Raw genomic sequence first — 25,895 nt, forward strand, 5'->3', positions numbered from 1 at the left:
AACACTGATAAATTCGTTCCATCTTACATAAAATCGAAAACGAGCTTGACAGATGGCGGAATTGGCAGAAGTTATGGCAGCGCTGCCATAACATTTCAAGGTAGTCTTTGAATAGCTGGCCTTGCGTACCCCATCACCGCCGAAAGCATCTGGAGGTTGCGATCTGTGGTGACGATAGACAACGGATATGCTGACAGCTCACGCGAGCAGCGGCGATAGGGAGGAGATTTCATGTCCGGACTCGTCAATGACGAACCGTCGCCCCGTAACTCGTCATCGGGCTTTCTTGCCCAGTTGGCAAAATTGCGTCATGTGCGAGAGGTCAACGTGCTCGTCGCCCTCGTGGTCGTCGGCGCGCTCATCAGCCTGTACACGCCGTATTTCCTGACGACCAATAATCTGATGGGCGTATTTCGCGCATTCTCGCTGACGGCGATCATGAGCATCGGCATGGTTATGGTCATCATCACCGGCGGCATCGATCTATCGGTCGGCTCGGCAATGGGTCTCGCCTCGCTGGTGACCGCCCTGTGCTTCGAAGCCGGTTTTTCGACCGGCGGCAGTGTCGCTGCCGGCCTTTCGGTCGGCGTGGCGTTCGGGTTTATCAATGGCGCACTGATCACCATGATCGGGCTGCCGCCATTCATCGCGACGCTTGGAACCCTCAGCATCGGGCGTGGCCTTATGTACATGATCACCCACGGGGTTCCTGTCACGCCGACGCCGCCCGATGCTTTCTCCATTCTCGGCCAGGGCTATCTCGGCCCGGTGCCGGTGCCCGTCGTGATCATGCTGGTCCTCATGGCAATATTCGCGCTGATCATGCGCCGCACGCGCTTCGGTCGGCATATCTACGCGACAGGTGGAAACGAAAATGCGGCGCGCCTGAGCGGTGTGAAGGTAGATCGGGTGAAACTGGCCGTCTACGTGCTGTCTTCAACCATCGCGGCGGCAGCCGGCGTCATTGCATTTTCCAGATACCTGTCCGCCGAACCTGCGTCCGGCTTTGGATCGGAGCTCGATGTGATCGCTGCTGCCGCAATCGGCGGAGCCAGCCTTGCCGGTGGGGTTGGCAGCGTCTCCGGGGCCGTCATCGGCGCAGCGCTTGTCGGCGTCATCGCCAATGGCGTTGTGCTGCTCAACATCAATACCTATGCCCAGCAGGCCATCACGGGCGGGGTGATCCTCATTGCCGTGAGCCTGGACGTTTTGAGAAATCGGCTCTCGGGAGGTCGCGGATAACGCGGAGGCTGCAAGTTTCAATGGAGATACCCGGCGGAGGACGTACGGGTGAGGAGGAGAAGGAAAGATGAACGAGTTCAAAAAAGCAGTGTTTGCAGCATTGTTATCGATGACGGCGGTCGGCGGCGCGGTGGCTCAGGACATTACCATCGCTGTGGTGCCAAAAGTGGCGGTGCCGTTTTTCGACGACTGTAACAAGGGCGCGCAGGAAGCGGCCAAGGCTGCAGGAGTCGATTATCAGTGGGTTGTTCCGCAGAACACCCAAGGGTCGACACAGGTCAAAATCATAGAGGATCTCATTGCTCGCCACGTCAGCGGTATCGCCGTCTCGGTCAACGAACCGAAGTCGGTGGAGGGGATCATCAAGCAGGCCATGGCGGCCGGCATCAAGGTCCTGACCTTCGATAGCGACAGCGCCAAGAGCGGCCGCAGCATGTATATCGGCACGATCAACAAGCAGGCGGGCGTCACCATGGGCAAATCCATGGGCGAAGCGCTCGGCGGCAAGGGCGAGGTTGCCATCGTCACCGGCCAGCTCGGCGCCTCCAATCTCAACGAGCGGATCGACGGCGTCAAGGAAGCGCTGAAGGCGTTTCCCGAGATCAAGGTTGTCGCTACCGAGGGCACCGAAGACGACCTCGCAAAGGCCGTCTCGGTGACGGAGGCGTTGCTGCGCGGAAACCCCAAGCTGGCCGGCATTATCGGCGTCAGCCAAGTCGGCGGCCCCGCCGCTGCCAAGGTCCTGGCAGAGCAGGAATTCTCCGATCGCAAGGCGGGCGTTAAGGTCTACGCCTTCGACGACCTGCCCGACACGATCAAGGGTGTCAAAAACGGCTACATTGCCGGCATCATGGTCCAGCGTCCTGTCACCATGGGCAAGCTTGCCGTCGAGCACCTGGTCGCCCAGATCAAGGGTACGGAGACTGAAAGCAAGGATATCGACACCGGCGTGACTGTTGTCAACGCCTCCAATCTCGGCAGCTACACGAAGTAGGCGTCAAGGCCGACGGCGCCGGAACCGGCGCCGTCGGCAGCATCCTGATGTGGAGATTATCATGACGCCTTTTCTCGAAATGCGCGGCATCTCGAAGACTTTTCCCGGTGTCCACGCACTCAAAAACGTCGATCTCTCGCTGAGCAGCGGCGAGGTCCATGTGCTCGCCGGAGAAAACGGCGCGGGAAAAAGTACCCTGATGAAGATCATGACGGGTGTCTACCGCGCCGATCCGGGCGGCTCGATCCGCGTCGAGGGGCATGAGGTGACGATCAGCGATCCGGTCCACGCACGGTCGCTGGGCATCAGCATCATCTATCAGGAGCTTGCGGTGGTGAATAATCTCACCGTGGCCGAAAACATTTTTCTGGCCCGCGAGCCTCTCGGCCCCGGCGGTCTCATCGATACGCGCAGGATGAATGCCGAAACACGGGCCGTCCTCGCCGAACTGGAGATGACCATCGAGCCGACGACGCGTGTCGGCAATCTCAGCATCGGCCAGAAACAGATGGTCGAGATCGCGCGGGCGATCTCGTATCGCTCGAAATTGATCATCATGGACGAGCCGACCGCATCGCTCAGCCATCACGAAGCGTCCACCCTGATGCGGATCGTCCGCAAGCTCGTCGCGCAGCAGATCGGTATCGTCTACATCTCGCATCGCATGGACGAGATTTTCGAGATTGCCGACCGGGTCACGGTCTTGCGCGACGGCCAGACGGTCGATACGCGGCCGATTGCCGAAATGACCCGTGAGTTGCTGGTGCGCAAGATGGTCGATCGCGACCTGTCGCAACTGTTCGGCGAGCATCAGTCCTACGCCACATCCGACATCCTGCTTTCCGTCCGCGGACTGGGCCTGAAGAGCAGGACCGCGCATGGTGCCAAGGTGGAGGATATTTCTTTCGACCTGCACAAAGGCGAGATTTTGGGCTTCTTCGGGCTCGTCGGGTCCGGTCGTACGGAAATCATGGAGATGATCTTTGGCTGGCGTCCGCGCGTCGGCGATGTGATAATAGAAGGCGCGACAGTGACGATACGAGATCCCGCTGATGCCATCGATCTCGGTATCGGCTTCGTTTCTGAAGACCGAAAGGAACTTGGGCTCGTGCTCGGCATGTCGGTACGTGAAAATTTCAGTCTCACGCATCTGTCCGACTATTGTACGCTGGATGTCGTCAACCAGAAGCGGGAGACCAGTGCCTGCGCTGCGTTCATCCGCTCTCTCGGTATCAAGACGCCGTCGACGGAGCAGAAGGTGCTGAATCTTTCCGGGGGAAACCAGCAGAAGGTGGTCATCGCCAAATGGGTGGCGCGACATCCTCGTATCCTGATTGTCGACGAGCCAACGCGCGGCATCGACATCGGTGCGAAATCCGAGGTTCACACGCTTCTCAACAGCCTTGCAAAGCAGGGGATTGCAATCATCGTCGTCTCCTCCGACTTGCCAGAGATCCTGGCCATCAGCGACCGAATCGTCGTGCTGAAGGAGGGCCGCATCACCGGCAAGATCGAGCGCAGCGAGGCGACGCAGGAGCGCATCATGCTCGCCGCGACAGCTTGACGAATTGGTTTCGGCGCACATTTTTCAACGAAAAGGAGATCTACAAAATGACCAAACGCATTGTGTTTACAGGCGGTACGGGGAAGGCCGGTCGTCACGCCGTTCCCCATCTGCTGGAAAAGGGATATTCCATTCTCAATGTCGACCTGAAGCCTCTCGACCTGCCGGGCGTTAATACGCTGATTACCGACATCACCGATAGCGGCCAGGTCTTCAACGCGTTGACCACGCACTTCGGGTTTGACGGCTACGACGATGGCGCCCCACCGTCTGCCCCCGATGCTGTCGTTCATTTTGCCGCCATTCCCCGCGTCATGATCGAGCCGGACAACAAGACGTTTTCGGCCAATGTCGTTGGAACCTACAACGTCATCGAGGCGGCCATGAAATTGGGTGTCCGCAAGGTCATCATCGCATCGAGCGAGACCACTTACGGCGTCTGCTTTGCCGAAGGCGACAAGGATTTTCACAGTTTCCCGCTGGAAGAAGACTACGACAGCGACCCGATGGACAGCTACGGCCTGTCGAAGGTCGTCAACGAAAAGACGGCACGGGCATTTTCGATGCGCTACAACGCCGACATTTACGCCCTGCGCATCGGCAACGTCATCGAGCCGCATGAGTATTCCAATTTCCCGGCCTACCTCGACAACCCAATGTCGCGCAAACGTAACGCCTGGAGCTACATCGATGCCCGCGATCTCGGCGAGATTGTCCATCTTTGCATCGAGAAGGACGGCCTCGGCTATCAGGTCTTCAATGCGGTCAACGACACCATTACCGCAGACCTGCCGACTTCGGAGTTCCTTGCCAAATACTGCCCGCAAACTCCTGTAAAGCGTGAGATGGGAAGAGACGAAGCGCCGATTTCCAACCGCAAGGCTCGCGATGTCCTCGGTTTCCGGGAAGCGCACCCGTGGAAGAATTATGTGAAGCGCTGAATTAATCCGGCCGGGGCTGATTTGCATTTTTAGCCTCGGCCAAATACCGTGCGAACAAGGAGCTTGATGGTCGCTCGATTGGCCAATCCTGACCATGGCCGAAACGGGAATCCGCATAATGACAACACGGCGCCGCCTTCCCGACAGGAAGTCCAAGATCACCCTGCGTGAAGTTGCGCTGCGGGCCGATGTGAGCGAATCGACCGTATCCCGCATCATGCGCAACCAGTCGCTGGTCGCCGACGCGACACGCGAAAAGGTCATGGAAACCGTACGGGCGCTTGGATATGTGCCGAACCGGATCGCAGGTTCGCTTGCGTCGCTTAACTCCCATCTGATTGGCGTGGTCATTCCCTCGCTGTCGAATATCGTCTTTCCGGAAGTCATCCAGGGCGTGCACGAGGCTCTGAAATCCTCGGATTTCCAGGCCGTCATCAGCACCACGGAATATGACATCGACCGGGAAGAGGTGATGGTGCGTGGCCTTCTGGCCTGGAAGCCTGCTGCGATCCTTATTGCAGGATTCGATCACACCATGGCGACGCGACGGATGCTGGATCAGAGCGGCGTGCGCGTTGTCGAATTGATGGATATCGACAGTGCGCCGATCGACATCGCAGTTGGCATGTCGCACCGCCGGGCGGGTTACGCGATAGGGCAGCATCTGATCGCGCGAGGCTACCGTCATTTCGGCTATGTGGGCCATGACTGGGCGGCGGACCGCCGCGCGCGGCTTCGCTACGATGGGCTAAGGGAAGCCTTGGCTGAGGCTGGCCTGTCGATCGAGGCGCATGCGATTGCGGATGGTCCGAGCTCGGTCGGCACCGGTCGCGAGCAGACCAGGCATCTTTGTGCGGCGTCTGCCGAAATCGACGTGACGGTTTATTCCAATGACGACATGGCCGTGGGGGGCGTTTTTCATTGCCTGAGCGCCGGCATTTCCCTGCCCGACGACATGGCGATCTTCGGCTTCAACGGTCTCGAAATCGGCCGCGAACTGCCGCAGCCACTCTCGACGCTGCGCTCGAACCGTTTCATGATCGGCAAGAAGGCGATCGAGGCTATCCTGGAATCGCCGGAGCGATGCACCCGTCCGGTTGTCATCGACACAGGCTTTGAGATCTTCCCTGGCGCCACGGCCTGAAGCGTGTAATCGCCTCGCGTTGGCCGGCGGTCTCATCACACGCGACATTCGTGGCGCACTCAACCTCAAAATCAAGTTAACTCGATGTAAATCATGATATTTTACCGCTTTTTGGCGGTCCGGTGAGCCATGATGCCCTGCTTCTAGTGTTTCAGTTTGCTCAAATGCATGAGGGACTGCCGTGTGAGTCTGTCCATGTCCCTCCTCGCCATGGATCGGTGCGGCAAACGCTTTTCAGCGGCGACTTCCAGGGCTTGCACGGAGCTGCAGGTCTATCTGTCTTGCAGCGTCATCGAGTGCCACCCTGTCGGGTTTGACCCCCGACAGGGCGTTGTGGATCTCTTCGCCGAGGATCCGCTCTATCGCCGTATACTGAGGGATATTTGGTCGCTGCCAGGTGTGCAGAAGGTTCTTTTTTGCCAGCTGGTCGACGAACCTGACGATTGGCGAGCTCGCCGCCGCCTCGGGGTCGGCGCTGACGGAAAAACGCGGCGCGATGGGAAAGCCGTTCTTGACGTGAGCCTTCATCGCCTCGCGCGATGCCATCCAGGCGATGGCGTCGGCGGCAAGCTCAACCCGCTCTTCCGGCAGGTTGGTTGGAATGCAGAATAGAAACCCGCCGATGGGCGAGGCGCGCGTGCCGCCGGGACCAGCGGGCTGGGGCAGATATTCGACCCGTCTCTTGACCACGGAATGGACATCGTATTCGAAACGCGCGGTGCGCATCGTCCAGAAATAACCGAGACTGGCCTTGCCGGTCATGAACACGTCGAGCGTCCGATCCCAAGCCATGTTGAGGATATCCGGCGGTGAAATCTCGATCAGCCGGCGCATGAAATCCAGGGCCGCCAAACCGGAATCGGAGGAAATCGTGCAGTGCAACTGTTCGAGATCGACACCTTCCAGGGTAAAGCCGGCACGGGTCTTTCTAAGCGAGATTGTCGGCTGGCCGCAGGCGCCGAGGAAAAACATGAAGCTTGAAGCGATCGGCATGCCGCGCGCACCGTCCCACACTGCACCGTACATGCCGTGGTTCGGCGCGTGAAAATGGCGCCCGGCCGCGATGACGTCCTCGAAATTGCGCGGGAAATCTAGGCCTGCATCGGCAAACAGGTCCTTGCGCGCCGCCAGAATCTCGACCGTGCAGTAGCCGGGAACGCCATAATCCTGCCCGTCCCATCTCGCCGTCGACCAGATGGACGGGTGAAAATCGAGGGGATTGATGCCGGTCTTCTGGACCAGTGCGTCGATTGGGCGAATGATATCCTTTTCGACGAACTCGCCGAGCCATGGCATGTTGATGGCGATCACATCGTATTCGGAGACTCTCTTCTTCCGGTTTTCCAGGGCCCTGTTGTACAGATCCGGAAGCGACAGGAGATCGAAGCTCTTCCGGGAGGCAAGGTTATTGCGGAAATCGGCCCACATGTTGCGCATCGCAGAGAAATAATTGTCATTGTTGAGCAGGAAACGCAGTTCGATTTGGGATTCGGCACGTTTCTGCATGAGCCGCATCGGTGGAATGATGTGTGAGCCGAGAGGGGTGCCGCCAAAATAGTAGTCGTCCTCCTGCTCGCCGCTTCTGAGGCCGAGCGTCTGCGCAAGCAGGGACTTGGTCTTGCCGGCATAGACCTGGAACGCTTTCAGCAAGCTGTCGCTCGGCTGCAGCGCAAAGCTCTTGCCCGTCGTTCCCTTGGCGACCTTGAGAATATATCCGCTGTCGACGAGCCGGTTTATCAGACGCATGGACGTGGCATAGGGCAGTCCGGATTCCTGGCCCAGCGTCGAGATCGACACCGTCTGGCTGTGGATGTGGGACTTGATGAGATACATGACGATCCTCCAGACAGGATCTTCGTCAAAACCGACGACGACGTCCTGGAAAGGCCTGCGGGTCCTTTCCAGAAATTCGATCACGCGCAGCATTTCGTATTCGTTCACGTCGGCCCTCCCGCCCGTCGCGTCATGACATATGGTCGTAGCTCTACCTGATCCTTTTGGCTAGGATCGGTGCAGTTCGGAACCAATGCCGGATGGCTATTTTTCGGAAGGGGGAGCAAGTCCGGCGAGGCGTTCCGATTGCTCGAACAGCACGAAGAAGTCCTTGTCGGCCTGGCCGCCGGCGTAGGCCGCCTCGTATTGCTGGCGGATCATCGATGCCAGATACATCGGAGTGTGATCGGCTCTTGCCGCATCCAGGATGAGGTCGAAATCCTTCATCATCTGGGATACGGAAAACGCCGGGTCGAAATTGCGGTTGACCAGCAAGTCCCGCTTGTAGGCGATCAGCGGTGAGGCGACGGCGCTCTCGCAAATCACCGAAAGCATTGTCTCGACCGTGAGATTTCCCTTCAACCCGAGGGTGAGGGCCTCCCCGAGCAGCGCTGACGTTGCGCCGACGAGAGCATTGAGCACGAGTTTGAGGTAGCGTGCCTCCTCGGCCTCGCCGACATAAAAGCGGCGGGACGCAAAGCACTCGAACATCGGCTCCACGCGTTTGTAGGCCTCCTCAGGCCCCGAGGCCATGACTGACAGAGTTCCGGACGATGCGGTCGCGGTGCTGCCGGAAACGGGTGCGCGCAGGTAGGAAACGCCAAGCGCCGACATTGCCTCGTTGACTTCCGTAGAAATTGCCGGCGACACCGTGCTCATTTCGACCAGGATCTGTCCGGTCTTCATCGTGGTGGCCAGGCCACCCGGCGAGAAAACGAGCTCCCGCAGAACGGCATCGTTCGGGATTGTCAGGACGATGACGTCGGAAGCGGCTGCCAGATCTTCAAGCGAATGCGCCACATTGGCGCCCTCGGCAACGATGGTGGCGCGGTTTTCGGGCAAGGGCTCGTAGACGTGCAAGGCATAGCCGGCATCGAGAACGCGGCGGCTCATCGGGGCACCCATTTTACCTATGCCTGCCCAGCCTACTGTAAATCTCTCGCTCATCGACCTCTCCCTTATTCCCGACGACCAGCAGCGCCGGTTTGCCGATCCCTTGCCTGCGGGGGGAACGTGCGTGTCGACCGATGCTCGGCATTCGACCGCATAAACTGTCTCCGTCCTCCCGGAGAAATTAATAGGACGAAGTCGGGATGGAATGCTTGGCAGAAAATATCCAATCCGGACAAATATAGGTTTGTCGGACATCGTGTTTATCCACTAGCTTCGTGACAGGATGGTCAGCCGTTCCCGGGAGGAACACGAACCGACAATTTTGCAAATTGGCGCGCTTTACTTCGGTAATGCGGCACCGTTGCCTGTCGTCGATATTCGGGACTGGAGGAGGAGGATTGGATGACTGAATCGCTAGAGGGCAGGGTCGTTATCGTCACGGGTTCCGGCAGGGGCATCGGCGCCGGTATTGCCGGCGACCTGGCATCCAAGGGCGCGAAAGTCGTCATTGCAGACCTTGTGGCAGCCACCGCTGATGCCGTTGCTGCCACTATCAGGTCCGAAGGCGGCGATGCGCTCGGTGTTGCCGTGGACGTTTCGGACCGCTCGAGTGTCAAGGAATTGATTGCCCGGACCGTATCGCATTTCGGCCGGCTGGACGTGATGTTCAACAATGCCGGCATCAGCCAGACATGCCCCTTCCTCGATGTCACCGAAGACGATTTCAACCGCATCATGAAGGTCAATGGTCTCGGTGTTCTGATCGGCACGCAAGAGGCTGCCAAGACGATGATAGCCCAAGGTACAGGCGGTAAAATCATCAACACAGCCTCTATCGCAGGTAAGCAGGGCTATCCCTTGTTTGCGCATTATTGCGCATCGAAGTTCGCGGTGGTGGCCATCACGCAGGCCGCAGCAAGGGCACTTGCAGAGCACAAAATCACGGTCAACTGTTTTGGTCCGGGCGTTGTTGCGACGGAACTCTGGCAGCAGCTGGACCGGGAGTTCATGGAGCATGGCCTGACATCCCAGCCGGATCAGGCCATCAACGAATTCTCGCAGTCGATCTTGCTTGGGCGTGTGTCCGTGCCGAAGGATATCGCCGGCGTTACCACATTCCTGGCTTCGGCCGGATCCGACTACATCACCGGGCAGACGGTGATGGTGGACGGAGGAATGGTTCTGATCTGATGATATCGGGAGGTGCGGCCGCCACCCGCTGCTCCCACCTGAATGCTGGCAGCGAGAGCTCCTCGAGAGATTACCTCAACGCCGCCCCCACTGGAAAGGATTTCCGTATGAAAGCCGTTCGATACTATTCGAAGAAAGACATTCGCGTCGAAGACGTACCCGCTCCGTCCGGGCCGCTGGGCGATGACATGGTTCTCATCGAGCCGCTGGTTTGCGGCATCTGTGGAACCGATCTGCATGAATATATTGCCGGACCGATCGTCACGCCGAGCACGCCGCACGTCTATTCCGGCGCGGTCCTGCCGCAGATCCTCGGGCACGAACTGTCTGCCCGGGTCCTGGCTGTCGGCAAGAACGTGACGCACGTCGCGCCGGGATCGCGCGTCTCGATCCAGCCGCTGATCTCGCCCCGCGACGACTATTACGGTCGCCGGGGACTATATCATCTCAGCGAGAAAATGGCCTGCTTCGGCCTGTCCTGGGAATGGGGCGGCATGGGGGAACAGGCGGTCGTCAACAGCTACAATGTCTTTCCGGTGCCGGACAGCGTCAGCGATGTGCAGGCAGCCATGATCGAGCCTGCAGCGGTTGCTCTCTACGGCGTCGATCGTGGCGGCGTGGAGGCAGGCAGCACTGTGCTGGTCTCCGGCGTCGGCCCGATTGGTGCGCTGGTGCTGCTTGCGACGCGGGCAGCCGGTGCGACGACCATTTTCGTTTCCGAACTAAACCCGAACCGCCGCGCCCTTGCCAAGAAGCTGGTGCCGGAAGCGATCGTCTTCGATCCGCGCGAAGTGGATGCCGAGGCGCTGTTCCGCGAGCACACCGAGGAAGGCGTCGGCGTCGACGTGGCGCTCGAATGTGTCGGGGCGGAGGCTTCGCTTAACCTCTGTGCCAGGGCCGTCAAGCGTCAGGGTACGGTCGTGCAGGTTGGTCTGCACGTCAAGCCGGCGGCTATCGATGCGATGCTTTGGGCCCTGAAGGACATCACCGTCGAGGCGACCTGGTGCTACCCAGTGACGATCTGGCCAAGGATCGCGCAGATGATTGGTTCCGGCATCTTTCCGGTCGAGCAGATCGTCACCGCGCAGATTTCTCCGGACGACGTCGTCGAAAAGGGCTTCGAGGCGCTGCTCGATCCCAATGCGTCCCACATGAAGATACTCGTCAACATGAAGGCTTGACCGGAGCACTGACCATTGGATTTCGGCGGCCGCATTTAGGAGGCGGTCGCATTGGTAACTGCCGAAGCCATCGGCCGCGTTATGGGTCAATTTCCGATGATAGACGGCGGCTATTCGATCGCCTGAACAACGAAGAGGTTTTGTCATGCACTATATCGTTCACTGCCTGGACCATCCGGGCGCCGTGGAAAAGCGGCTTGCCAACTATGAAGCGCACAAGGCCTATCTCGGGGCCGCAAAGACCAAGACAATCATTTCGGGGCCTCTCCTCGCCGATGACAACGAAACGATGATCGGTTCGCTGTTCCTGTTTGAGGCAGACACCATCGAAGAGATCGTGGCTTTCAACAAGGCCGATCCGTTCACGGCAGCCGGCGTCTGGAAGTCGGTGAATATCCATCCCTTCAGCAAGCGGGTGGACAACAGATGACAATGATCGAAAACAAGCCGGTGCTTGCGGCCATCGTCGGCCTCGGCTGGTGGGGCAAGAAGATGGCGACACTGGTCAATGCCGGGGGTGCGGAAATGCACTTCGTTCGTGCTGTCGATCCGAGCCCGGAGGCAGAAAGCTTCGCCGGCGAAATGGGCCTGCAATTCTCCCCGGATCTCGCCGATGCTCTGGCTGATCCCGACATCGAGGCTGTTGTCCTCGCAACGCCCCACTCCCTACACCAGAAGCAGATTGCCGAGGCAGTGGCTGCCGGCAAGCACGTGTTCTGCGAAAAGCCGCTGGCGATGACCAGGAAGGATGCCGAAACCTCTGTGGCGTTGTGCCGGGATGCCGGGCTGGTTCTCGGTATGGGCCACGAGCGTCGTTTCGAGCCGCCGATTGCCGAGATCCTCGAGGCGGCAAATAGCGGCAAGCTCGGTCGTCTGCTGCAGATCGAGTCCAATTTCAGCCACGACAAGTTCCTCACGCTCGACCCGTCGAACTGGCGGCTGAACGCGGAGCAGGCGCCTGCCGGTGGCATGACGGCAACCGGCATCCATCTGACCGACCTATCGGTGAAGCTGATGGGGCCCGCAAAAGATGTCCGTGTCATCTGCGAGAACCTCGCTTCGGAGATCCCGCAGGGGGATACGATGAGCGCCCATATCCGCTTCGAAAACGGCGGTTCGGCCTATGTTTCGGCGACGCTGGCGACACCCTTCATATCCCGGTTTGCGGTATTCGGGACGCTCGGTTGGATCGAGGTGCGCGACAAGGCGCACGTCGAGTCGCCGGACGGCTGGATCGTTACCGAGGGTTGGAAGGGCAAGCCCATCACTGTGCGCGAAGTCGCGCCGGCCGAGCCGGTTCGCGACAACCTGCGAGCTTTTGCCCGAGCCGTGCGCGGCACCAATCCATATCCGATCAGCGGCGAGGAGATGATCAACAACATCGCGCTTCTCGAAGCAATTATCCGCTCCGCACGCTCCGGCGTCGTAGAGCAACTTTGACAGGGAGAGTGTCATGAAAGCTTTGGTATTCGAGGCCCCTGACAGGCCGGCAATCGTCGATGTGGCGATGCCGGAGGTTTCTGCCAACGAAGTGCTCGTCCGCACGCGCGCTGTCGGCATTTGTCACTCGGACTACGAGTTGCTCGCGGGACGCTACATCATCCCAATCTCCTATCCGGTGACGCCGGGGCACGAGTGGAGTGGCGAGATCGTCGAGGTCGGGCACAACGTTACCGGCTTCGAGGTCGGCGACCGCGTCGTCGGCGAATGCGTCGTGCGTACGCCCGAGCGCCTCCATCACTTCGGATTTTCGATGAGCGGCGCCGATCGCGAATTCTTCAACGTCAATCCGGAATGGCTGCACAAGCTGCCGGATGCCGTCGATGACAAGAAGGCGGCGCTGATTGAGCCCTTTACATGCGGCTTTTACGCGGTGCTGCGCTCGGGCGGCACCAATGCCAGCGAGACCGTGGTCGTTTCTGGCGGCGGCACTATCGGCCTCGTGTCCGCAGCGGCTGCCATCGGCATGGGCGCACGCGTCATCGTGGTCGACCCGCTGGCTGCCCGCCGCGACGTGGCCCTGAGGCTCGGGGCAGACGCCGCGCTTGATCCGTCCGATGGAGGAGCTGCTGACCGTATCCGCGAAATGACCGGCGGTCACGGCGCCGACCTGGTTGTCGAGGCATCCGGTCACGATGCATCGCTGGCTGCGGCATTCGACTACGCACGGGAAGACGGCCGCATGTCGATGGTGGGGATCAATATTGGGCGCAAGGTGCCGGTCGTCATCGGCCAGATCCAGATGAAGAACCTGACCGTCAGGGGATGCATCGGTTCGCCGGGCGTGTGGCCTGCAGCAATCCGTTTTCTCGAACGCACGGGGATCGATCTCTCGCCGATCCAGACCCACGACTATGCGCTGACGGACGCCGTCGATGCTTTCAGCTTCGGCAAGGACGCAACCAAGAGCATCAAGATCACCCTCCTGAACAACTGACCGCCGCCTCGCGATGCGGCGATCAGGGAACGACCAAACCCTCACGGATGCGACCGGATCGTACCGCGGGGCTCATGGGAAAGGACAACGGAAATGACTGACCAGCAGACGAAACACGACGCCGAGAGCGGATACTTCTCCGAGGAGAGCTCGGTCGAGGTGGTCCTGGCACGGATGGCCGGTAAAACCGATCCGCGTCTGCGCGAGGTCATGAGCGCAGCAATCCGCCACCTGCATGCCTTCGTCAAGGAGGTGGAGCCCAATCAGCAGGAATGGGGCAGGGCCATCGATTTCCTGACCGAAACCGGCCAGATCTGCAACGAATGGCGGCAGGAGTTCATCCTGCTTTCCGACATTCTGGGCGTTTCCATGCTGGTCGATGCGATCAACAACCGCAAGCCATCCGGGGCGACCGAGACTACGGTGCTCGGTCCGTTCCATGTCATGGACGCACCGCAATACGAGAATGGCGCCAATATCTGTCTGGATGGCAAGGGCGAACCGCTGCTGGTGAGGGGGCGCGTTACCGATACCGACGGAAAGCCGATCGCCGGCGCGATGCTGGATGTCTGGCAAGCCAACGACGAGGGCTTCTACGACGTCCAGCAGAAGGGCCTGCAGCCCGAGATGAACCTGCGCGGCATCTTCAAGACGGATGCCGACGGTTCGTACTGGTTCAAGTCGGTGCGACCAAAATTCTACCCGATCCCCGATGACGGCCCTGTTGGCAAGCTGCTCGGCCAGATGGGGCGCCATCCGTTCAGGCCAGCCCACATCCACTTCATCGTCGGGGCTGCCGGCTTCGAGCCCATCACAACGCATATCTTTACCCCCGATTGCCCCTACCTTCATTCGGATGCGGTTTTCGGGGTGAAGGAAGACCTGATTGCCGATTTCGGCAAGCTGGACGATCCGAAGCGCGCTGCTGAGCTCGGCTTCGACAATCCGTTCGAGGCCGTGACCTGTGACTTCGTGCTGGTCACGCCGCAGCAGAAGCTGGAGGCATAGCGATGCAGGCCTTCACCTATAACGCCAATCCTGGGCGCGTGATATTCGGGCACGGCACGATCGCAAGGCTTGGAGAAGAGGCGGACCGTCTGTCGGCGGACAAGGTTCTCGTTCTGTCGACGCCGGAGCAGGCCGAACAGGCGCGGGCCGTGGCCGATCATCTCGGACCGCGTTTTGCCGGCATCTATACGAGGGCGCAAATGCACACGCCAGTCGACGTGACCGTCGATGCGATGCGTGAAGTCGAGCGGCTGAAGGCCAACGCGGTATTGGCAATCGGCGGCGGATCGACGACGGGGCTCGGAAAGGCCATCGCCTTTCGCACCGATATTCCGCAGATCGTGGTGCCGACCACCTATGCCGGCTCCGAGGCGACGCCGATCCTTGGCGAAACGGAGAATGGTCGAAAGGTCACCAAGTCAGACCCGCGCATTCTGCCTGAGGTGATCGTCTACGACATCGATCTTACCCTGACACTGCCGGTCTCGATGTCCGTCACTTCAGGCCTCAATGCCGTGGCCCATGCGGTCGAGGCACTGTACGCGCGCGAAACCAATCCGATCATTTCGCTGTTGGCCGAGCAGGGGATCGCGGCATTCTCGCGCGCCCTGCCGGTTATCGCCAAAAACCCGGAAGATCCCGAGGCAAGAGCCGATGCGCTCTACGGAGCGTGGCTTTGCGGCGTCTGCCTGGGTTCCGTCGGCATGGCGCTCCACCACAAGCTCTGCCACACCCTCGGCGGCATGTTCAACCTGCCGCATGCGCAAATGCACACCGCTGTCCTGCCGCACGCCGTCGCCTACAACGCGCCGGCGGTACCGGACGCGATGGCGCGGATTGCCAAAGCGCTCGGAACTGATGATGCGGCGACCGGCCTTTTCGATCTCGCCTCCGGTCTCGGTGCGGATATGGCCCTCAAGTCACTGGGCATGCCCGGCGATGGGATCGATGCGGCAGTGGAGCAGGCGATGTCCAATGCCTACTGGAACCCGCGCACATTGGAAAAGGATGGTCTCCATCAGTTGCTGTCTCGCGCCTATGAGGGCGCAAGGCCAGCAGGCGCGTCTGCGTCGTCAAGCTGACCCGGGAAACAGAAACGATGATCAAACATATCGTCATGTGGAACGTCCGCGGTGACACGGCGGAGGAAAAGCAAGAGGCAGCTTGGAAGGTCAAGCGCAAGTTCGAGGATCTGGTCGGCCAGATCCCGGGCTTGCGGACGCTGGAGATCGGCATCGATATCAGCCGGATTTCCTACGCCTGCGATGTGGTGCTGTATTCCGAATTCGAGAGCGAGGCCGATCTGAAGGGATACGCGGAGCATCCGGCCCACCTGCAGGTCAGAAACGAGCTCGAGGGGGTCCGCACGGACCGTTATCAGGTCGACTACATCCCCTGAGACGAAGCGTTGGCACCTCATCTTTGCCTCTCGCGACGGACTGCACATGAACTCTCTCACGTGCGCTGACGACCGGGCGCGATCATACCCGAAGGAGATACCGCATGAGCTGGGTTAAAAAGGGCGGTCCGAGGATCGCGTTTCTGGGCACGGGCGCGCAAGGCGCTTCCATCGGCGCCGATTTCGCGCTTGCGGGCCTGGACGTTACCTTCATCGAACAGTGGCCGGATCACGTGACCGCAATCCGCGAGCATGGCATCACCGTCAACCTGCCGACGCGAACGATCAATGCCAAAGTTCCGGCATTGCATCTTTGCCAGGTAGCGGAAATCAAGGAACCCTTCGATGTCGTCTTCCTGGTGGTCAAGGCCTACGATACGAAGTGGGCCTGCCAGCTCATTGAGCCGGTCCTTGCGCCAGACGGTCTGGTTGTCGGCCTGCAGAATGGCATGACCCATGAGGATATTGCTGCGATCGTCGGCCGGGAGCGGACCATCGGCGCGGTGATCGAGATCGCCTCGAACATGTGGGTGCCCGGTGTCACCAACCGTCAGAACGACCACGACACCTCTTGGTTCGCTCTCGGCGCGCTCGATCCGCAAACGCAGCCAAGGGTCGAGGCCGTTGCCGATCTGCTGCGCAATGCAGGCACGGTCGAGGTCACGGACGATATCCGTTCGGCGAAATGGATGAAGCTCGTCGTCAACGCGGCCGAACTTATTCCTTCGGCGATCATCAATCTGCCGCTCGGAGACGCAGCACGAACTCCCGGCATGCTGGAGACGATGCGTGCCGCCGGCTACGAGGCCATGCATGCGGCGCTCGCCGATGGCGCCAGGATCGTGCCCATCATAGGCATGCCGCCGGTCACGACCAACGACCCGGAGCGCTATGTCGACAAAATCTTCGAAGAAGTGCTGACGGTCTTCTCGCAGGCCGACACGTTGACGACGTCGTTGCAGGACTGGCGAAAAGGGCGTCGTGCCGAGATCCAGGAGGTCAACGGCTGGGTCGTGGACATCCTGAAAGCGCACGGCCGGCCGGCTCCGGTGAACCAGCGCGTCATGGAAATCGCCTACGAGATCGAAAACGGCACGCTCGAAGCTAGGCCGGAGAATTCGAAGCTGCTGATCGAGGCCTATGAGGCTGCCGGCAAGAGATGACAGCTGCCGACCAGGGCAAGTCTATTGATGAAACAGTCCAGATGGTCGGGTTTGTGCCGCCTCGATACGCAGGCGGAGATGCACCCAAGTTTTTGATTTCTTTCCATGAAATTCCAGCGATCAAGCTTTGAAAATGCGCCTTATCCAATCCGGACATCTTCGATGTTTTCTCGCGCTTCAAAATGCATAAAGGTGGAGGCGAGGAGTTGGGAGGAGTGCCCTTACCTCAACAAATAGATCGAAGCCGTAGCTTTCTCGAAAGGGAAGGTCTCTTGTTCTGTGACTTTATTTTGCAGTTGCTTGGAGGAGCATGGATATGGACGACCAAATCTACAATTCGCCTGCCTGCAATTGCGCCGGACAATTGAAACTGCAGGTAATGACCGTGCTTTCGAGCGATAGGCACATTTCCGCTCAGGCGCGTGAAGTACAAAATTCAGGATTGGCAGTAAATGCCCACGAGTAACCGCGGGTAGTGTCAGGCGCGTGGGCTCATGCGTGGTCGTTCCGGCATGGCGCATCCGCGTATCCCGGGTGCCCGAGTTTTTCAGCATACGACCAGAGGCCGCCCGGGCAGCAGAGGTGTTTTTCGTGAGCGATTCCAAGAAAGGTGAGCTGAGATGAACTCAAGCTCGATGACATCGACCAGCTTGCAGAAGCAAAGCCTGTTTCGGATCCCGATGGCGCGGAGCTTCATGACGGTCGTCTTTTCGACTGTCCTGCTGCTGGTCGTGTGCAAGGTATTCGCGCCCTCGAGTGTCTCGTGGGGAGCGCTGTCGGGAAGCCTGCCGTTCGCAGCGATTATCGCGGTCGTCGGTCTCGGGCAGCTGCTCGTAGTGCAGCAGGGCGGATTCGACCTTTCACTTCCCGGCTCCGTCTCGCTTGCCGTCGTGGTTGCCACCCACTATCCTCAGCAGAACGATGCGCTGCTCTATCAGGCAGTTCTGATCGCGCTCGGGATGGCCCTCATTGCAGGTTTCGCGAACGGAATCCTCGTCAGCTTCTTCCGGTTGAACTCGATCATTGCGACGATCGGTGTCAATGCGCTGCTTTACGGCGCAGTCTTTGCCACCTCGGGCGGGGTTCCCTCGATCACGACGAACCTCCTTGCGGAGATTGCCGGTGGTGAGACCTTCCGGGTTCCGAATGCGGTATATTTCGCGCTTGCCGCCACCGTGGTTGTTTCGTTCATGCTCAAGAAAACACTGGTCGGGCGCCGCTTCGAGGCCATCGGGGCCAGCCCGCCGGCCGGTCGTGCCGCCGGACTTCGCGTTCGTGTCCACCAGATGATGGCCTATGTCTTCGCGCAGCTGCTCTATTGCACGGCCGGCATCCTGATCGCCGGCATCACCCGCGAGCCAACCGCGTTTCAGGGAGACACGCTTCTGCTGCCGTCTGTCGCGGTCGTCGTGCTGGGAGGCACTTCGCTGCTGGGTGGACGGGGCTTCCCGATCTCGACTGTCATCGCGGCCTTCTTTCTCAATCAATTGAGCCAATTCGCCCTGTCAGTGGGGGTTCCGTATTCGGCTCAGACCATCATCCAGGCGCTGGCCCTGGGTTTTGGCATCGGTGTTTACTCGCTGCGTTGGCGAAGAAACGTAAGAAAAACGACCTGAACGAAAAACTGTGGAGGAGAAAAACATGAAACATTCGACATTCAAGAAGGGCTTTGCGCTCTCCGTTGCCGCCGCCGTCATGGCGCTTGGCAGCGCGGGTCTTGCCAAGGCCGAGACGCCCTCGTGGTGCGGCCCGAAAAAGGCCTCGTTGGCACTGCTCGACGGCTACGGAGGCAATAGCTGGCGTCAGGTGACGACGGCATCGGGCAAGCAGGTCGTCGATCTCTGCCCGAGCATTACCAAATATGAATATGCAGATGGCCAAGGTGATACGCAAAAGTCGATTTCCGACATCAAGGGCATGGCGGCCAAGGGTATCGACGCACTGGTCGTGTTCGGCGACGCCGGCCCTGCCGTGCTTCCGGCCATCACCAGCGTTTACAAGTCCGGCAAGGTCATCGTGCCGTACCGGGTCGCCGTTGGCGGCAAGGAGGGCGTCAACTATTCGAAGTTCATCGGCTCGTCGTTCGAGAACGATGGCGTGACCTGGGGCAACTGGATCAAGGGTATCCTCCCCAAGGGCGGTAACCTGCTGTTCCTCAGCGGTCCGGCAGGCAACAGCCAGGGTCTCGATGAACTCAAGGGCCTGAAGAGCGTTCTCGGTCCGGAATATGTCTTCGTCAACCCGCAGCCTTTCGCGGTCACCAACTGGGATCCGGCTCTGACCCAGAAGGTTCTGACGGCGGAAATTGCCAAGAATGCCAAGATCGACGTTATCGTGTCGGACTTCGGCCCGTCGCTGGTAGGTGCGCTGCCGACATTCACCAAGCAGGGCAAGTCGATCCCGGCGCTGGCAACATCCGACGGCAATTCGCTGGGTTGCCTGTTCGATGAGAGCAAGGCCAAGAACCCTGATTTCAAGCTGTTCACGGTCGCGACCGGCAACGACAACGTGCGGCTTGCCGTAGAATGGGCCATTGCGCTTGCAACCGGCGGAGAGAAGCCGAAGGACGAAATCTTCAAGGCCCCCGCATTCGAAGACTCGGTCTCCGGCACGCCGAACCCCGTCAAGTGCCGCAAGGACCTGCCTGGCTCAATCTATCTGTCGTCCGCACTTTCGGCAGAAGACCAGGCCAAGGCGGTCACCAAGTAACCGACGAACAGGCATGGATTTCCCCGGAGAGAACACTCTCCGGGGCAAGTTTTCGAGGACGGATAACAGATGTTGCAAACAGGCGTTAAAGCGGTCGAGGCGGAGACAAGAGACGTGATTATCCGTCTCTCCGGTATCTCCAAGTATTTCTCTGCCATCCCCGCACTCAGCGATGTGAACGTCGAGTTCTGCAAGGGCGAAGTTCACGCCATTCTCGGAGAGAACGGCGCCGGCAAATCGACGCTGATGAATATCATCTCCGGCACGTTGCGCCCGACCGACGGCGAAATCAGCTTCGAGGGTCGGCCGCTCCAGCAATTGACACCCGAGATTGCGAAGTCGCTGGGGATCGGTATCTGCTTCCAGCATCCGGCCATTCTCGAAGATCTTTCAATCATGGAAAATCTGCGTGTGGCGCTTCCGTCTTCGGTTTTTGCCGGCCGGTCGCCGCAGGAGGTCGTACAGGAGGTTCTCGATACGGTCGGGCTTCAAGTGCCGCTTGTCATGCGTGCAGATAGCCTGACGGTGGCGCAGAAGCATCTGCTTGAAATCGCCAAGGCCCTGGCGCTGAAGCCACGGGTTCTCATCCTCGACGAGCCGACGGCTTCCCTCGACCAGGATTCGACCGACATGTTGTTCGGACGTATCCGCGAAATTGCGGGCGCCGGCACAGCGGTCATCTATATCACCCATCGCCTGGCAGAACTTCGGCAGATCGCCCATCGTGTCACGGTATTGCGCGATGGCAAGGTGCGCGGTGCGGAAATGGTGCGGGACATCAGCGACGGTGATCTCGTCAACATGATCGTCGGGCGCACACTGAAATCGGCCTTTCCCCCAAAGTCGCAGCGGGCAGAGGACGAAACCAGCCTTTCCGTTAGCGGCATCAGCTCAAAGGAGCTGACAGACATCAGTTTCAACATGCAGCGCGGCCAGATCATCGGCGTCGCCGGCGTGGCTGGTAACGGCCAGCCGGAACTCATGCGCGTACTTGCAGGGTTGCATGTAGCGGAAGGGACTATCACGCTGCGTGGTCGGCAGCTGACGCAGAGCGAATTGCTGCGCGAAGCAGCCTTCATGCCATCCGACAGGCATGTGGAAGGGGTGGCAAGCAGCCTCACGGTGCGCGAGAACGCAACCTTCTCGGCTCTCGAAAAATTCTCTGTCGGCGGCGTCATGAGCCGCAAAAAGGAACTCGAGCAGGTCAACGCGATTTTCAGCGAGCTTGCGGTGAAGACACCCGGCTTGGAGGCGCCCATCCTGTCGCTTTCCGGTGGCAATCAGCAGAAGGTTGTGATGTCTCGGGCAATGCTATCCGATCCCGGCCTCATCATTGCCGACGAGCCAACGCAAGGCGTGGATGTCGGTGCCCGCTTCGAAATCTACCGTATCCTGCGCGAAGTCTCCGACCGCGGCACACCGGTCATCGTCAACTCCTCGGATGCCGTCGAACTCGAGGGGCTGTGTGACAAGGTCATCGTCATGTCGCGTGGCCATCTCGTTGCGACGTTGACCGGCGACGACGTCACCGAAGGACGCATCGTTGCTGCTGCCGTCAATGCCAGTACCCATGGAGGCGCCAGCGTTTCCAAGGCTGTTGAAAAGACCAGTGCATTCCGTCATTTCCTGCAGTCTGACAACGCACCTGCTGTGCCACTTGCGCTCGTCACAATCCTGCTCGGGCTCTATGTCTACAGCCAGAACGACAACTTCTTTTCGATCTACAACATCTACAATATCTTTCTTCTCGCAACGGCGCTTGGGTTCATCGCCCTCGGGCAGACCGTCGCGCTGCTGATGGGTGGCATCGATCTTTCCGTCGGCCCGCTCGCCGGCTTCCTCGTCGTCGTGGCCTCCTTCTTCATCAATGACGATAAATCCTCCGTCATGATGCTGGCGGGCTTCGTGCTGATGTTTGCCGGTGCTTTCATCACCGGTACGATCAACGGGCTGTTGATCCGCTTTGCCAATTTTACGCCGATCGCAGCCACGTTGGCCATGTATATTGCCATACAGGGGCTGAGCTTCCTGCTGCGCGACAATCCCGATGGCTACATCAGCGCGACCGTCACCGATTGGGTCAATTGGCAGTGGGGGCCTTTCCCGGTCGCCTTCCTCGCATTGGTTGCAATCGCGGTCGGCGGCGAATATGTGCTGCGCCAGACAAAGGCAGGCTGGCGGCTGCGTGCCGTGGGTTCTGACGAGCATTCGGCGCGCAGGGCCGGCATCCGTGTCGACCTGACGTTCATTGCTGGCTATATCGCCTGTTCGCTGCTCACCGGCCTCGGCGCAATCATGCTGATGACGCAAATTGGCGTCGGAGATCCACGCCAGGGGATCAACTATACGCTCTCAAGCATCACGGCTGTGGTCCTTGGCGGCACCAGCCTCACCGGCGGCCGGGGAACGTTTATCGGAACCTTGCTGGGTGCGGTCCTGCTCACCGAGGTTCTGAACGCAGTCACTTTCCTCGGGCTTAGCCAAACGTTCCAGTATTTCTTCCAGGGTCTGCTGGTCGTCGCGGCTGCGCTCATCTATTCCGGTGTTCGCCGACGCGCCGCCAACTGAGATAGCGGATACGCTTTTCGCCGATGGCTACGGCTAGGATCCGGTTTTTGACCCTGCCGGGGGCAAAGGCTTCGGTCGGGGCTAGTTGAGGGTGCTCGGCACTAGCGAAGTTTGGCCAGCAGCGCGTCCGCACCTTTTTCAACGCCCACCATCGAAGCTTGCATCGATCCCATGCTAGCGCCGATATTCATTGCTCCCGGAAATTGTTTGCTGACATAGGCAAGCAGCAGGCGGCTCGTTGTTGCATCGTAGACTTCGACCGCATAGTTGACCGATCCCGTCATCGATCCTTCGCCCCCTCGGACTGCCTGAACGCCGTTGTAGACGCCGCCCGCGACGTCGAAATGGGAAAGCGTGCCGAGCACGGGGGTATTTGCTTTCGCGCCGGTGAGCGTTAGGTGCAGCCTGAGTGTGTTCGGCTGCGGAGCCGTCACGATCGAGAACCGCGTCTTCAGCTTGTCGGTGAATTCCGATTGCATGTAGCGCGCGAGAGCCTGCTTGTCTTCGGCGGAAACCTTGCCAAACTGAGCGTCGGCGCCAGCATAGACAGTCACGGGGTCAACGATCATTCTAGTGTATTGTCGAAAGCTGATGTCGCCCCGGAAAACAAAGGGTTCGCGACCATTCTGGTCATTGGGATTGGGTTTCAGCACCGACGCTGAGGCGAGCCCGTCGTAGACGACAGGACCGGTCGTCGTACATCCGGCAGTCACTGCACACGCAAATGCAATCGCGAAAAAGGTTTTGATTGTTGGCATAGAAAGATAGTCTCCGAGCTAAGATTCAGGAATGACCATCCGACATTTGTGTATTGTCGTGTCTTCTTTGATGTTCTGAAATATTCGCAGCCACGAATGAACAAACGGGGCGCTGCAAGCCTGTCAGGTTGCGGGCGGCAGCCGGATATCGGCCATCAGTCCTTTCGGCATATTGTCGAGCAACTGGAACGTGCCGTTGTGACCTTTCTCAACGATGCCCTTCGTGATCGTCAGGCCAAGGCCGAATCCGCTCCCCATCGCTCCGCCCTGCCGGGATGCATCCGCCTTGAAGAACGGCTCGAGCACGCGTATTTTCATCTCGTCGGGAAGGCCCGGCCCATTGTCCTTCACTGCGATCCGGACACTGCCGTCGTCCAGGCATTCCAGCGTTATGCAGACCTGATCCGCATAACGGACGGAGTTCGACACCAGGTTGCTCACGGCTCTCGTCAGGCCTTGCGGCTTGCAGATGTACACGACACGTCGCGGACCTTCGAACGTAACGTTGACGCCAGTGTCGGCGAAATCGCTGGCGACGGTCTGGAGGAGGCTCGACAGATCGACTTTGCGGGTGTTTTCGACCTTGTCGTTGAGGAATGAGAGGCTTTCGTCGATCATCGAGCCGAGAGTGGTGACATCTCTCAGCATCAGATCCTTGAGGTCGGAATCTGCCAGCCGTTCGGCTCTCATGCGAAGCCGGGTGAGGGGCGTTCTGAGGTCATGGCTGATGGCACGCAACAGCCTCGTGCGATCGACGGTCATCTGCTGAATACGGCTGCGCATGGTATTGAGAGAGTTTGCGAGAATTCGGATCTCGCTCGCACCCTCGACCGTGAACGGTTCCGCATAGGTTTCGTTCAGGACCGTTTCTCGCTGGGCCGCCGTCGCGATGCGCTCCAACGGCCGGGTTATCAGCCGGCTGCTGAGATAGGCCATGATCGCCAGGGGAATGATGATCTTCAAAAGCCCGCTGGCAACAGCTGGAGCAAACCAGAGATATTTCGGAAACGCAGGGGCTTCAATCGCAAGCGCGTTGTTGTTGTCGAGCATGACGAGAAGGCTATGGCGGGGACTGGCGTGCGAGAAGATTTCGCCGATCTCCGCGGCAAAGGATTTGTCCAATAGCCTGCGAATGCCCGGGCGAACGTCTGCCTGGATCGGCACGACGGCGGCTGCGTCGGCGAACTGCCTGGGATCGACCCGCCCCATGCGGAGCCCGACGGCGGCCGCATTGGCAAGTGCTGCATCCTCGTCTGCCCGGGAACTGGCCTTTTTGAATTGCTGCAGCACCGTCTCCACGCGACCGGCGAACAAGCCGATCTCGATCCCCTTGTCATGTCGGCCATAGATGAACGGCTCGGTAATCGTCGCGACAGCGGATACGAGAACAACGAGGAGAATGGCAAGCAGGAGTATCTGTATACGAAGGGACGCAGAACGCAGCGATATCACAATATCCGCTCCACTTTTGCGGCAAACATGTAGCCGCCGAGCCGGACCGTCTTGATAAACGTCGGCTCCTTGAGGTTCGGCTCGATCTTCTGGCGAACCCGACTGATGTGCGCGTCTATACTGCGCTCGATCGGTCCCGCAGTGCCCGCATGGGTCATCGACAGCAATTGTTCCCGCGTCAGGATCTTGTTGGGATTTTGGCAGAAGGCCAGTAGCAGGTCGAATTCGGCAGTCGTCATCGACACCTGCGCGCCCTCGGCGTCGTGCAGCTGGCGACTGTTTGGATCTATACGCCAGCCGGAAAATGTCAGGGCAGCGAGCCCGCCATCCTGTTCACGCACATAGGAAGCCCGACGCAGTATGCTCTTGATGCGGGCAATGAGTTCGCGCGAGTTAAACGGTTTGGTGACGTAGTCGTCGGCTCCCAGCTCGAGGCCGAGAATACGATCGATATCCTCCTGGAGCGCCGTCAGCATAATGATTGGGATGGTGCCGGAGGAGCGCAGCCTTCTGCAAATGCTGAAGCCGTCTTCTCCAGGGAGCATCGCATCCAGAACGATCAGGTCGTATTTGTAGCGCGCCAGAAGGCGGTCCATGTCCGCACCGCTGTCGGCCGACGTCGCCTTGTAGCCATTGGCGCAGGCCAGATCGACCAGCATTCCGGCGATTTCGGTGTCATCTTCAACGATGAGGATGTGAGCTTGGTCTTGAAATGTCATCTCGGCGGGCTCCCCGATCTCAGAGGCCAGTCTTATCGCAGTTGCAAGCCGATTGCTGGATTTATCCGCTCCGGTCTTTTTTGCAAGCTCCAGATCATATCCCACCGGACATCCCCGTATCGACAATGATCATCGAGATATAGCAGGCGCGTGCCGCAACCAGGACAAAAAAGGCAATTCCAAGAGTGAGTGTCGCGTAGTGGCGCCCACGGGAATACTTCGGCATGCCTTCGATGATCTTCATGAGCGTTATCCTCAGAACCTTCGCAAAAGTCAGAAGGAAAAAGAAGGCTGTCAGAACGAAACCGCTGACCGAGGCAGCGCCAATTATCCACAACATCAAAAGAGACCCTATCCAGAAGAGGAGTTCGCATTTTACCGCGGCGGCCTGTGCAGGATCCAATCCCTGGGAGAGCCAGGTAAAAGCGGTTCGGCCAGTTGCCAAAGTTTTCAGGCGACCAATGCAAAACATCGGGTCTGCGCTCCCATGACGCGTCATGAAACCCGGACGATGGCAAGAGAGATCGGAAATAAGCACG

Annotated in this window: 24 protein-coding genes; 18 read left to right on the forward strand and 6 right to left on the reverse strand. The window is 59.4% G+C overall.

Annotation, left to right across the window (positions count from 1 at the left end; all coding sequences use genetic code 11):
- Positions 1–231: 231 nt before the first annotated feature.
- From J5274_RS20965 to J5274_RS20985, 5 genes are all read left to right on the forward strand, one after another.
- Complete coding sequence (locus J5274_RS20965; protein WP_142830984.1) at positions 232–1,242, forward strand: ABC transporter permease; 1,011 nt, start codon at positions 232–234, stop codon at positions 1,240–1,242.
- Positions 1,243–1,309: 67 nt separating this feature from the next.
- On the forward strand, positions 1,310–2,236 hold the full coding sequence (locus J5274_RS20970; RefSeq protein ID WP_142830985.1) for a sugar-binding protein: 927 nt from the start codon (positions 1,310–1,312) through the stop codon (positions 2,234–2,236).
- A 61-nt stretch (positions 2,237–2,297) separates the two neighbouring features.
- Positions 2,298–3,800, forward strand: coding sequence for a sugar ABC transporter ATP-binding protein (locus tag J5274_RS20975; RefSeq protein WP_142830986.1), 1,503 nt, complete (start codon positions 2,298–2,300; stop codon positions 3,798–3,800).
- Positions 3,801–3,847: 47 nt separating this feature from the next.
- Positions 3,848–4,741, forward strand: coding sequence for an NAD(P)-dependent oxidoreductase (locus tag J5274_RS20980; protein ID WP_142830987.1), 894 nt, complete (start codon positions 3,848–3,850; stop codon positions 4,739–4,741).
- A gap of 118 nt (positions 4,742–4,859) precedes the next feature.
- Entirely contained in the window at positions 4,860–5,885 is a 1,026-nt protein-coding gene (locus J5274_RS20985) for a LacI family DNA-binding transcriptional regulator (protein ID WP_142830988.1), read from the forward strand.
- A 234-nt stretch (positions 5,886–6,119) separates the two neighbouring features.
- On the opposite strand, the gene J5274_RS20990 is transcribed toward J5274_RS20985, so the two are convergent.
- Positions 6,120–7,826, reverse strand: coding sequence for an extracellular solute-binding protein (locus tag J5274_RS20990; RefSeq protein WP_142830989.1), 1,707 nt, complete (start codon positions 7,824–7,826; stop codon positions 6,120–6,122).
- 96 nt (positions 7,827–7,922) lie between these two features.
- Positions 7,923–8,825 carry an NAD(P)-dependent oxidoreductase gene (locus J5274_RS20995; RefSeq protein ID WP_161990975.1) on the reverse strand — a complete coding sequence of 301 codons (903 nt, stop codon included), beginning with the start codon at positions 8,823–8,825 and terminating at the stop codon, positions 7,923–7,925.
- A 348-nt stretch (positions 8,826–9,173) separates the two neighbouring features.
- Here J5274_RS20995 and J5274_RS21000 point away from each other — a divergent pair, with 348 nt between their 5' ends.
- The 13 genes from J5274_RS21000 to J5274_RS21060 all read left to right on the forward strand — a co-directional run bounded on the left by J5274_RS21000 (position 9,174) and on the right by J5274_RS21060 (position 22,427).
- Positions 9,174–9,962 carry a glucose 1-dehydrogenase gene (locus J5274_RS21000; RefSeq protein ID WP_143123102.1) on the forward strand — a complete coding sequence of 263 codons (789 nt, stop codon included), beginning with the start codon at positions 9,174–9,176 and terminating at the stop codon, positions 9,960–9,962.
- A gap of 107 nt (positions 9,963–10,069) precedes the next feature.
- A complete protein-coding gene (locus J5274_RS21005; protein WP_142830992.1) occupies positions 10,070–11,143 on the forward strand; it encodes a 2,3-butanediol dehydrogenase in 1,074 nt (357 codons plus the stop codon).
- Positions 11,144–11,288: 145 nt separating this feature from the next.
- A complete protein-coding gene (locus J5274_RS21010) occupies positions 11,289–11,573 on the forward strand; it encodes a YciI family protein (RefSeq protein WP_111221658.1) in 285 nt (94 codons plus the stop codon).
- Complete coding sequence (locus tag J5274_RS21015; RefSeq protein ID WP_219275634.1) at positions 11,570–12,583, forward strand: Gfo/Idh/MocA family protein; 1,014 nt, start codon at positions 11,570–11,572, stop codon at positions 12,581–12,583. The genes J5274_RS21010 and J5274_RS21015 overlap by 4 nt, the downstream gene beginning before the upstream one ends.
- A 13-nt stretch (positions 12,584–12,596) precedes the next feature.
- Complete coding sequence (locus J5274_RS21020) at positions 12,597–13,580, forward strand: zinc-binding dehydrogenase (protein WP_219275635.1); 984 nt, start codon at positions 12,597–12,599, stop codon at positions 13,578–13,580.
- 93 nt (positions 13,581–13,673) lie between these two features.
- Positions 13,674–14,588 carry an intradiol ring-cleavage dioxygenase gene (locus J5274_RS21025; RefSeq protein WP_219275636.1) on the forward strand — a complete coding sequence of 305 codons (915 nt, stop codon included), beginning with the start codon at positions 13,674–13,676 and terminating at the stop codon, positions 14,586–14,588.
- Between the two features lie 2 nt (positions 14,589–14,590).
- Positions 14,591–15,670, forward strand: a complete 1,080-nt coding sequence (locus J5274_RS21030; protein WP_219275637.1) for a maleylacetate reductase — start codon at positions 14,591–14,593, stop codon at positions 15,668–15,670.
- A 17-nt stretch (positions 15,671–15,687) separates the two neighbouring features.
- A complete protein-coding gene (locus J5274_RS21035; RefSeq protein WP_219275638.1) occupies positions 15,688–15,987 on the forward strand; it encodes a Dabb family protein in 300 nt (99 codons plus the stop codon).
- A gap of 104 nt (positions 15,988–16,091) precedes the next feature.
- Positions 16,092–17,150, forward strand: a complete 1,059-nt coding sequence (locus J5274_RS21040; protein ID WP_219275639.1) for a ketopantoate reductase family protein — start codon at positions 16,092–16,094, stop codon at positions 17,148–17,150.
- Between the two features lie 316 nt (positions 17,151–17,466).
- Complete coding sequence (locus tag J5274_RS21045; RefSeq protein WP_153816488.1) at positions 17,467–17,616, forward strand: hypothetical protein; 150 nt, start codon at positions 17,467–17,469, stop codon at positions 17,614–17,616.
- A gap of 154 nt (positions 17,617–17,770) precedes the next feature.
- Positions 17,771–18,766: an ABC transporter permease gene (locus tag J5274_RS21050; RefSeq protein ID WP_219275640.1), complete on the forward strand. Its 996-nt coding sequence runs from the start codon at positions 17,771–17,773 to the stop codon at positions 18,764–18,766.
- 25 nt (positions 18,767–18,791) lie between these two features.
- Positions 18,792–19,859, forward strand: coding sequence for a substrate-binding domain-containing protein (locus J5274_RS21055; RefSeq protein WP_142830999.1), 1,068 nt, complete (start codon positions 18,792–18,794; stop codon positions 19,857–19,859).
- A 114-nt stretch (positions 19,860–19,973) separates the two neighbouring features.
- Positions 19,974–22,427, forward strand: a complete 2,454-nt coding sequence (locus tag J5274_RS21060) for an ATP-binding cassette domain-containing protein (RefSeq protein ID WP_203452799.1) — start codon at positions 19,974–19,976, stop codon at positions 22,425–22,427.
- 101 nt (positions 22,428–22,528) lie between these two features.
- Here the strand turns inward: J5274_RS21060 and J5274_RS21065 are convergent, their stop codons facing one another.
- From J5274_RS21065 to J5274_RS21080, 4 genes are all read right to left on the reverse strand, one after another.
- Entirely contained in the window at positions 22,529–23,185 is a 657-nt protein-coding gene (locus tag J5274_RS21065; RefSeq protein ID WP_142831001.1) for a DUF3313 domain-containing protein, read from the reverse strand.
- A gap of 123 nt (positions 23,186–23,308) precedes the next feature.
- Positions 23,309–24,637: an ATP-binding protein gene (locus J5274_RS21070; protein WP_142832607.1), complete on the reverse strand. Its 1,329-nt coding sequence runs from the start codon at positions 24,635–24,637 to the stop codon at positions 23,309–23,311.
- On the reverse strand, positions 24,634–25,356 hold the full coding sequence (locus J5274_RS21075) for a response regulator (protein WP_219274960.1): 723 nt from the start codon (positions 25,354–25,356) through the stop codon (positions 24,634–24,636). The genes J5274_RS21070 and J5274_RS21075 overlap by 4 nt, the downstream gene beginning before the upstream one ends.
- Positions 25,357–25,450: 94 nt before the next feature.
- Entirely contained in the window at positions 25,451–25,894 is a 444-nt protein-coding gene (locus tag J5274_RS21080; RefSeq protein ID WP_219274961.1) for a hypothetical protein, read from the reverse strand.
- Position 25,895 lies beyond the last annotated feature (1 nt).

This window comes from Rhizobium sp. L51/94 (assembly GCF_019355555.1).
Lineage (GTDB): Bacteria > Pseudomonadota > Alphaproteobacteria > Rhizobiales > Rhizobiaceae > Rhizobium > Rhizobium rhododendri.

Coding starts and splice junctions, on each gene's coding strand:
- J5274_RS20995 (WP_161990975.1), bottom strand. CDS start 8,825: ATGAGCGAGAGATTTACAGTAGGCTGGGCAGGCATAGGTAAAATGGGT.
- J5274_RS21050 (WP_219275640.1), top strand. CDS start 17,771: ATGAACTCAAGCTCGATGACATCGACCAGCTTGCAGAAGCAAAGCCTG.
- J5274_RS21045 (WP_153816488.1), top strand. CDS start 17,467: ATGGACGACCAAATCTACAATTCGCCTGCCTGCAATTGCGCCGGACAA.
- J5274_RS21015 (WP_219275634.1), top strand. CDS start 11,570: ATGACAATGATCGAAAACAAGCCGGTGCTTGCGGCCATCGTCGGCCTC.
- J5274_RS20985 (WP_142830988.1), top strand. CDS start 4,860: ATGACAACACGGCGCCGCCTTCCCGACAGGAAGTCCAAGATCACCCTG.
- J5274_RS21010 (WP_111221658.1), top strand. CDS start 11,289: ATGCACTATATCGTTCACTGCCTGGACCATCCGGGCGCCGTGGAAAAG.
- J5274_RS20970 (WP_142830985.1), top strand. CDS start 1,310: ATGAACGAGTTCAAAAAAGCAGTGTTTGCAGCATTGTTATCGATGACG.
- J5274_RS21000 (WP_143123102.1), top strand. CDS start 9,174: ATGACTGAATCGCTAGAGGGCAGGGTCGTTATCGTCACGGGTTCCGGC.
- J5274_RS21005 (WP_142830992.1), top strand. CDS start 10,070: ATGAAAGCCGTTCGATACTATTCGAAGAAAGACATTCGCGTCGAAGAC.
- J5274_RS21065 (WP_142831001.1), bottom strand. CDS start 23,185: ATGCCAACAATCAAAACCTTTTTCGCGATTGCATTTGCGTGTGCAGTG.
- J5274_RS21040 (WP_219275639.1), top strand. CDS start 16,092: ATGAGCTGGGTTAAAAAGGGCGGTCCGAGGATCGCGTTTCTGGGCACG.
- J5274_RS20975 (WP_142830986.1), top strand. CDS start 2,298: ATGACGCCTTTTCTCGAAATGCGCGGCATCTCGAAGACTTTTCCCGGT.
- J5274_RS21035 (WP_219275638.1), top strand. CDS start 15,688: ATGATCAAACATATCGTCATGTGGAACGTCCGCGGTGACACGGCGGAG.
- J5274_RS21030 (WP_219275637.1), top strand. CDS start 14,591: ATGCAGGCCTTCACCTATAACGCCAATCCTGGGCGCGTGATATTCGGG.
- J5274_RS20980 (WP_142830987.1), top strand. CDS start 3,848: ATGACCAAACGCATTGTGTTTACAGGCGGTACGGGGAAGGCCGGTCGT.
- J5274_RS21020 (WP_219275635.1), top strand. CDS start 12,597: ATGAAAGCTTTGGTATTCGAGGCCCCTGACAGGCCGGCAATCGTCGAT.
- J5274_RS20965 (WP_142830984.1), top strand. CDS start 232: ATGTCCGGACTCGTCAATGACGAACCGTCGCCCCGTAACTCGTCATCG.
- J5274_RS21055 (WP_142830999.1), top strand. CDS start 18,792: ATGAAACATTCGACATTCAAGAAGGGCTTTGCGCTCTCCGTTGCCGCC.
- J5274_RS21025 (WP_219275636.1), top strand. CDS start 13,674: ATGACTGACCAGCAGACGAAACACGACGCCGAGAGCGGATACTTCTCC.
- J5274_RS21075 (WP_219274960.1), bottom strand. CDS start 25,356: ATGACATTTCAAGACCAAGCTCACATCCTCATCGTTGAAGATGACACC.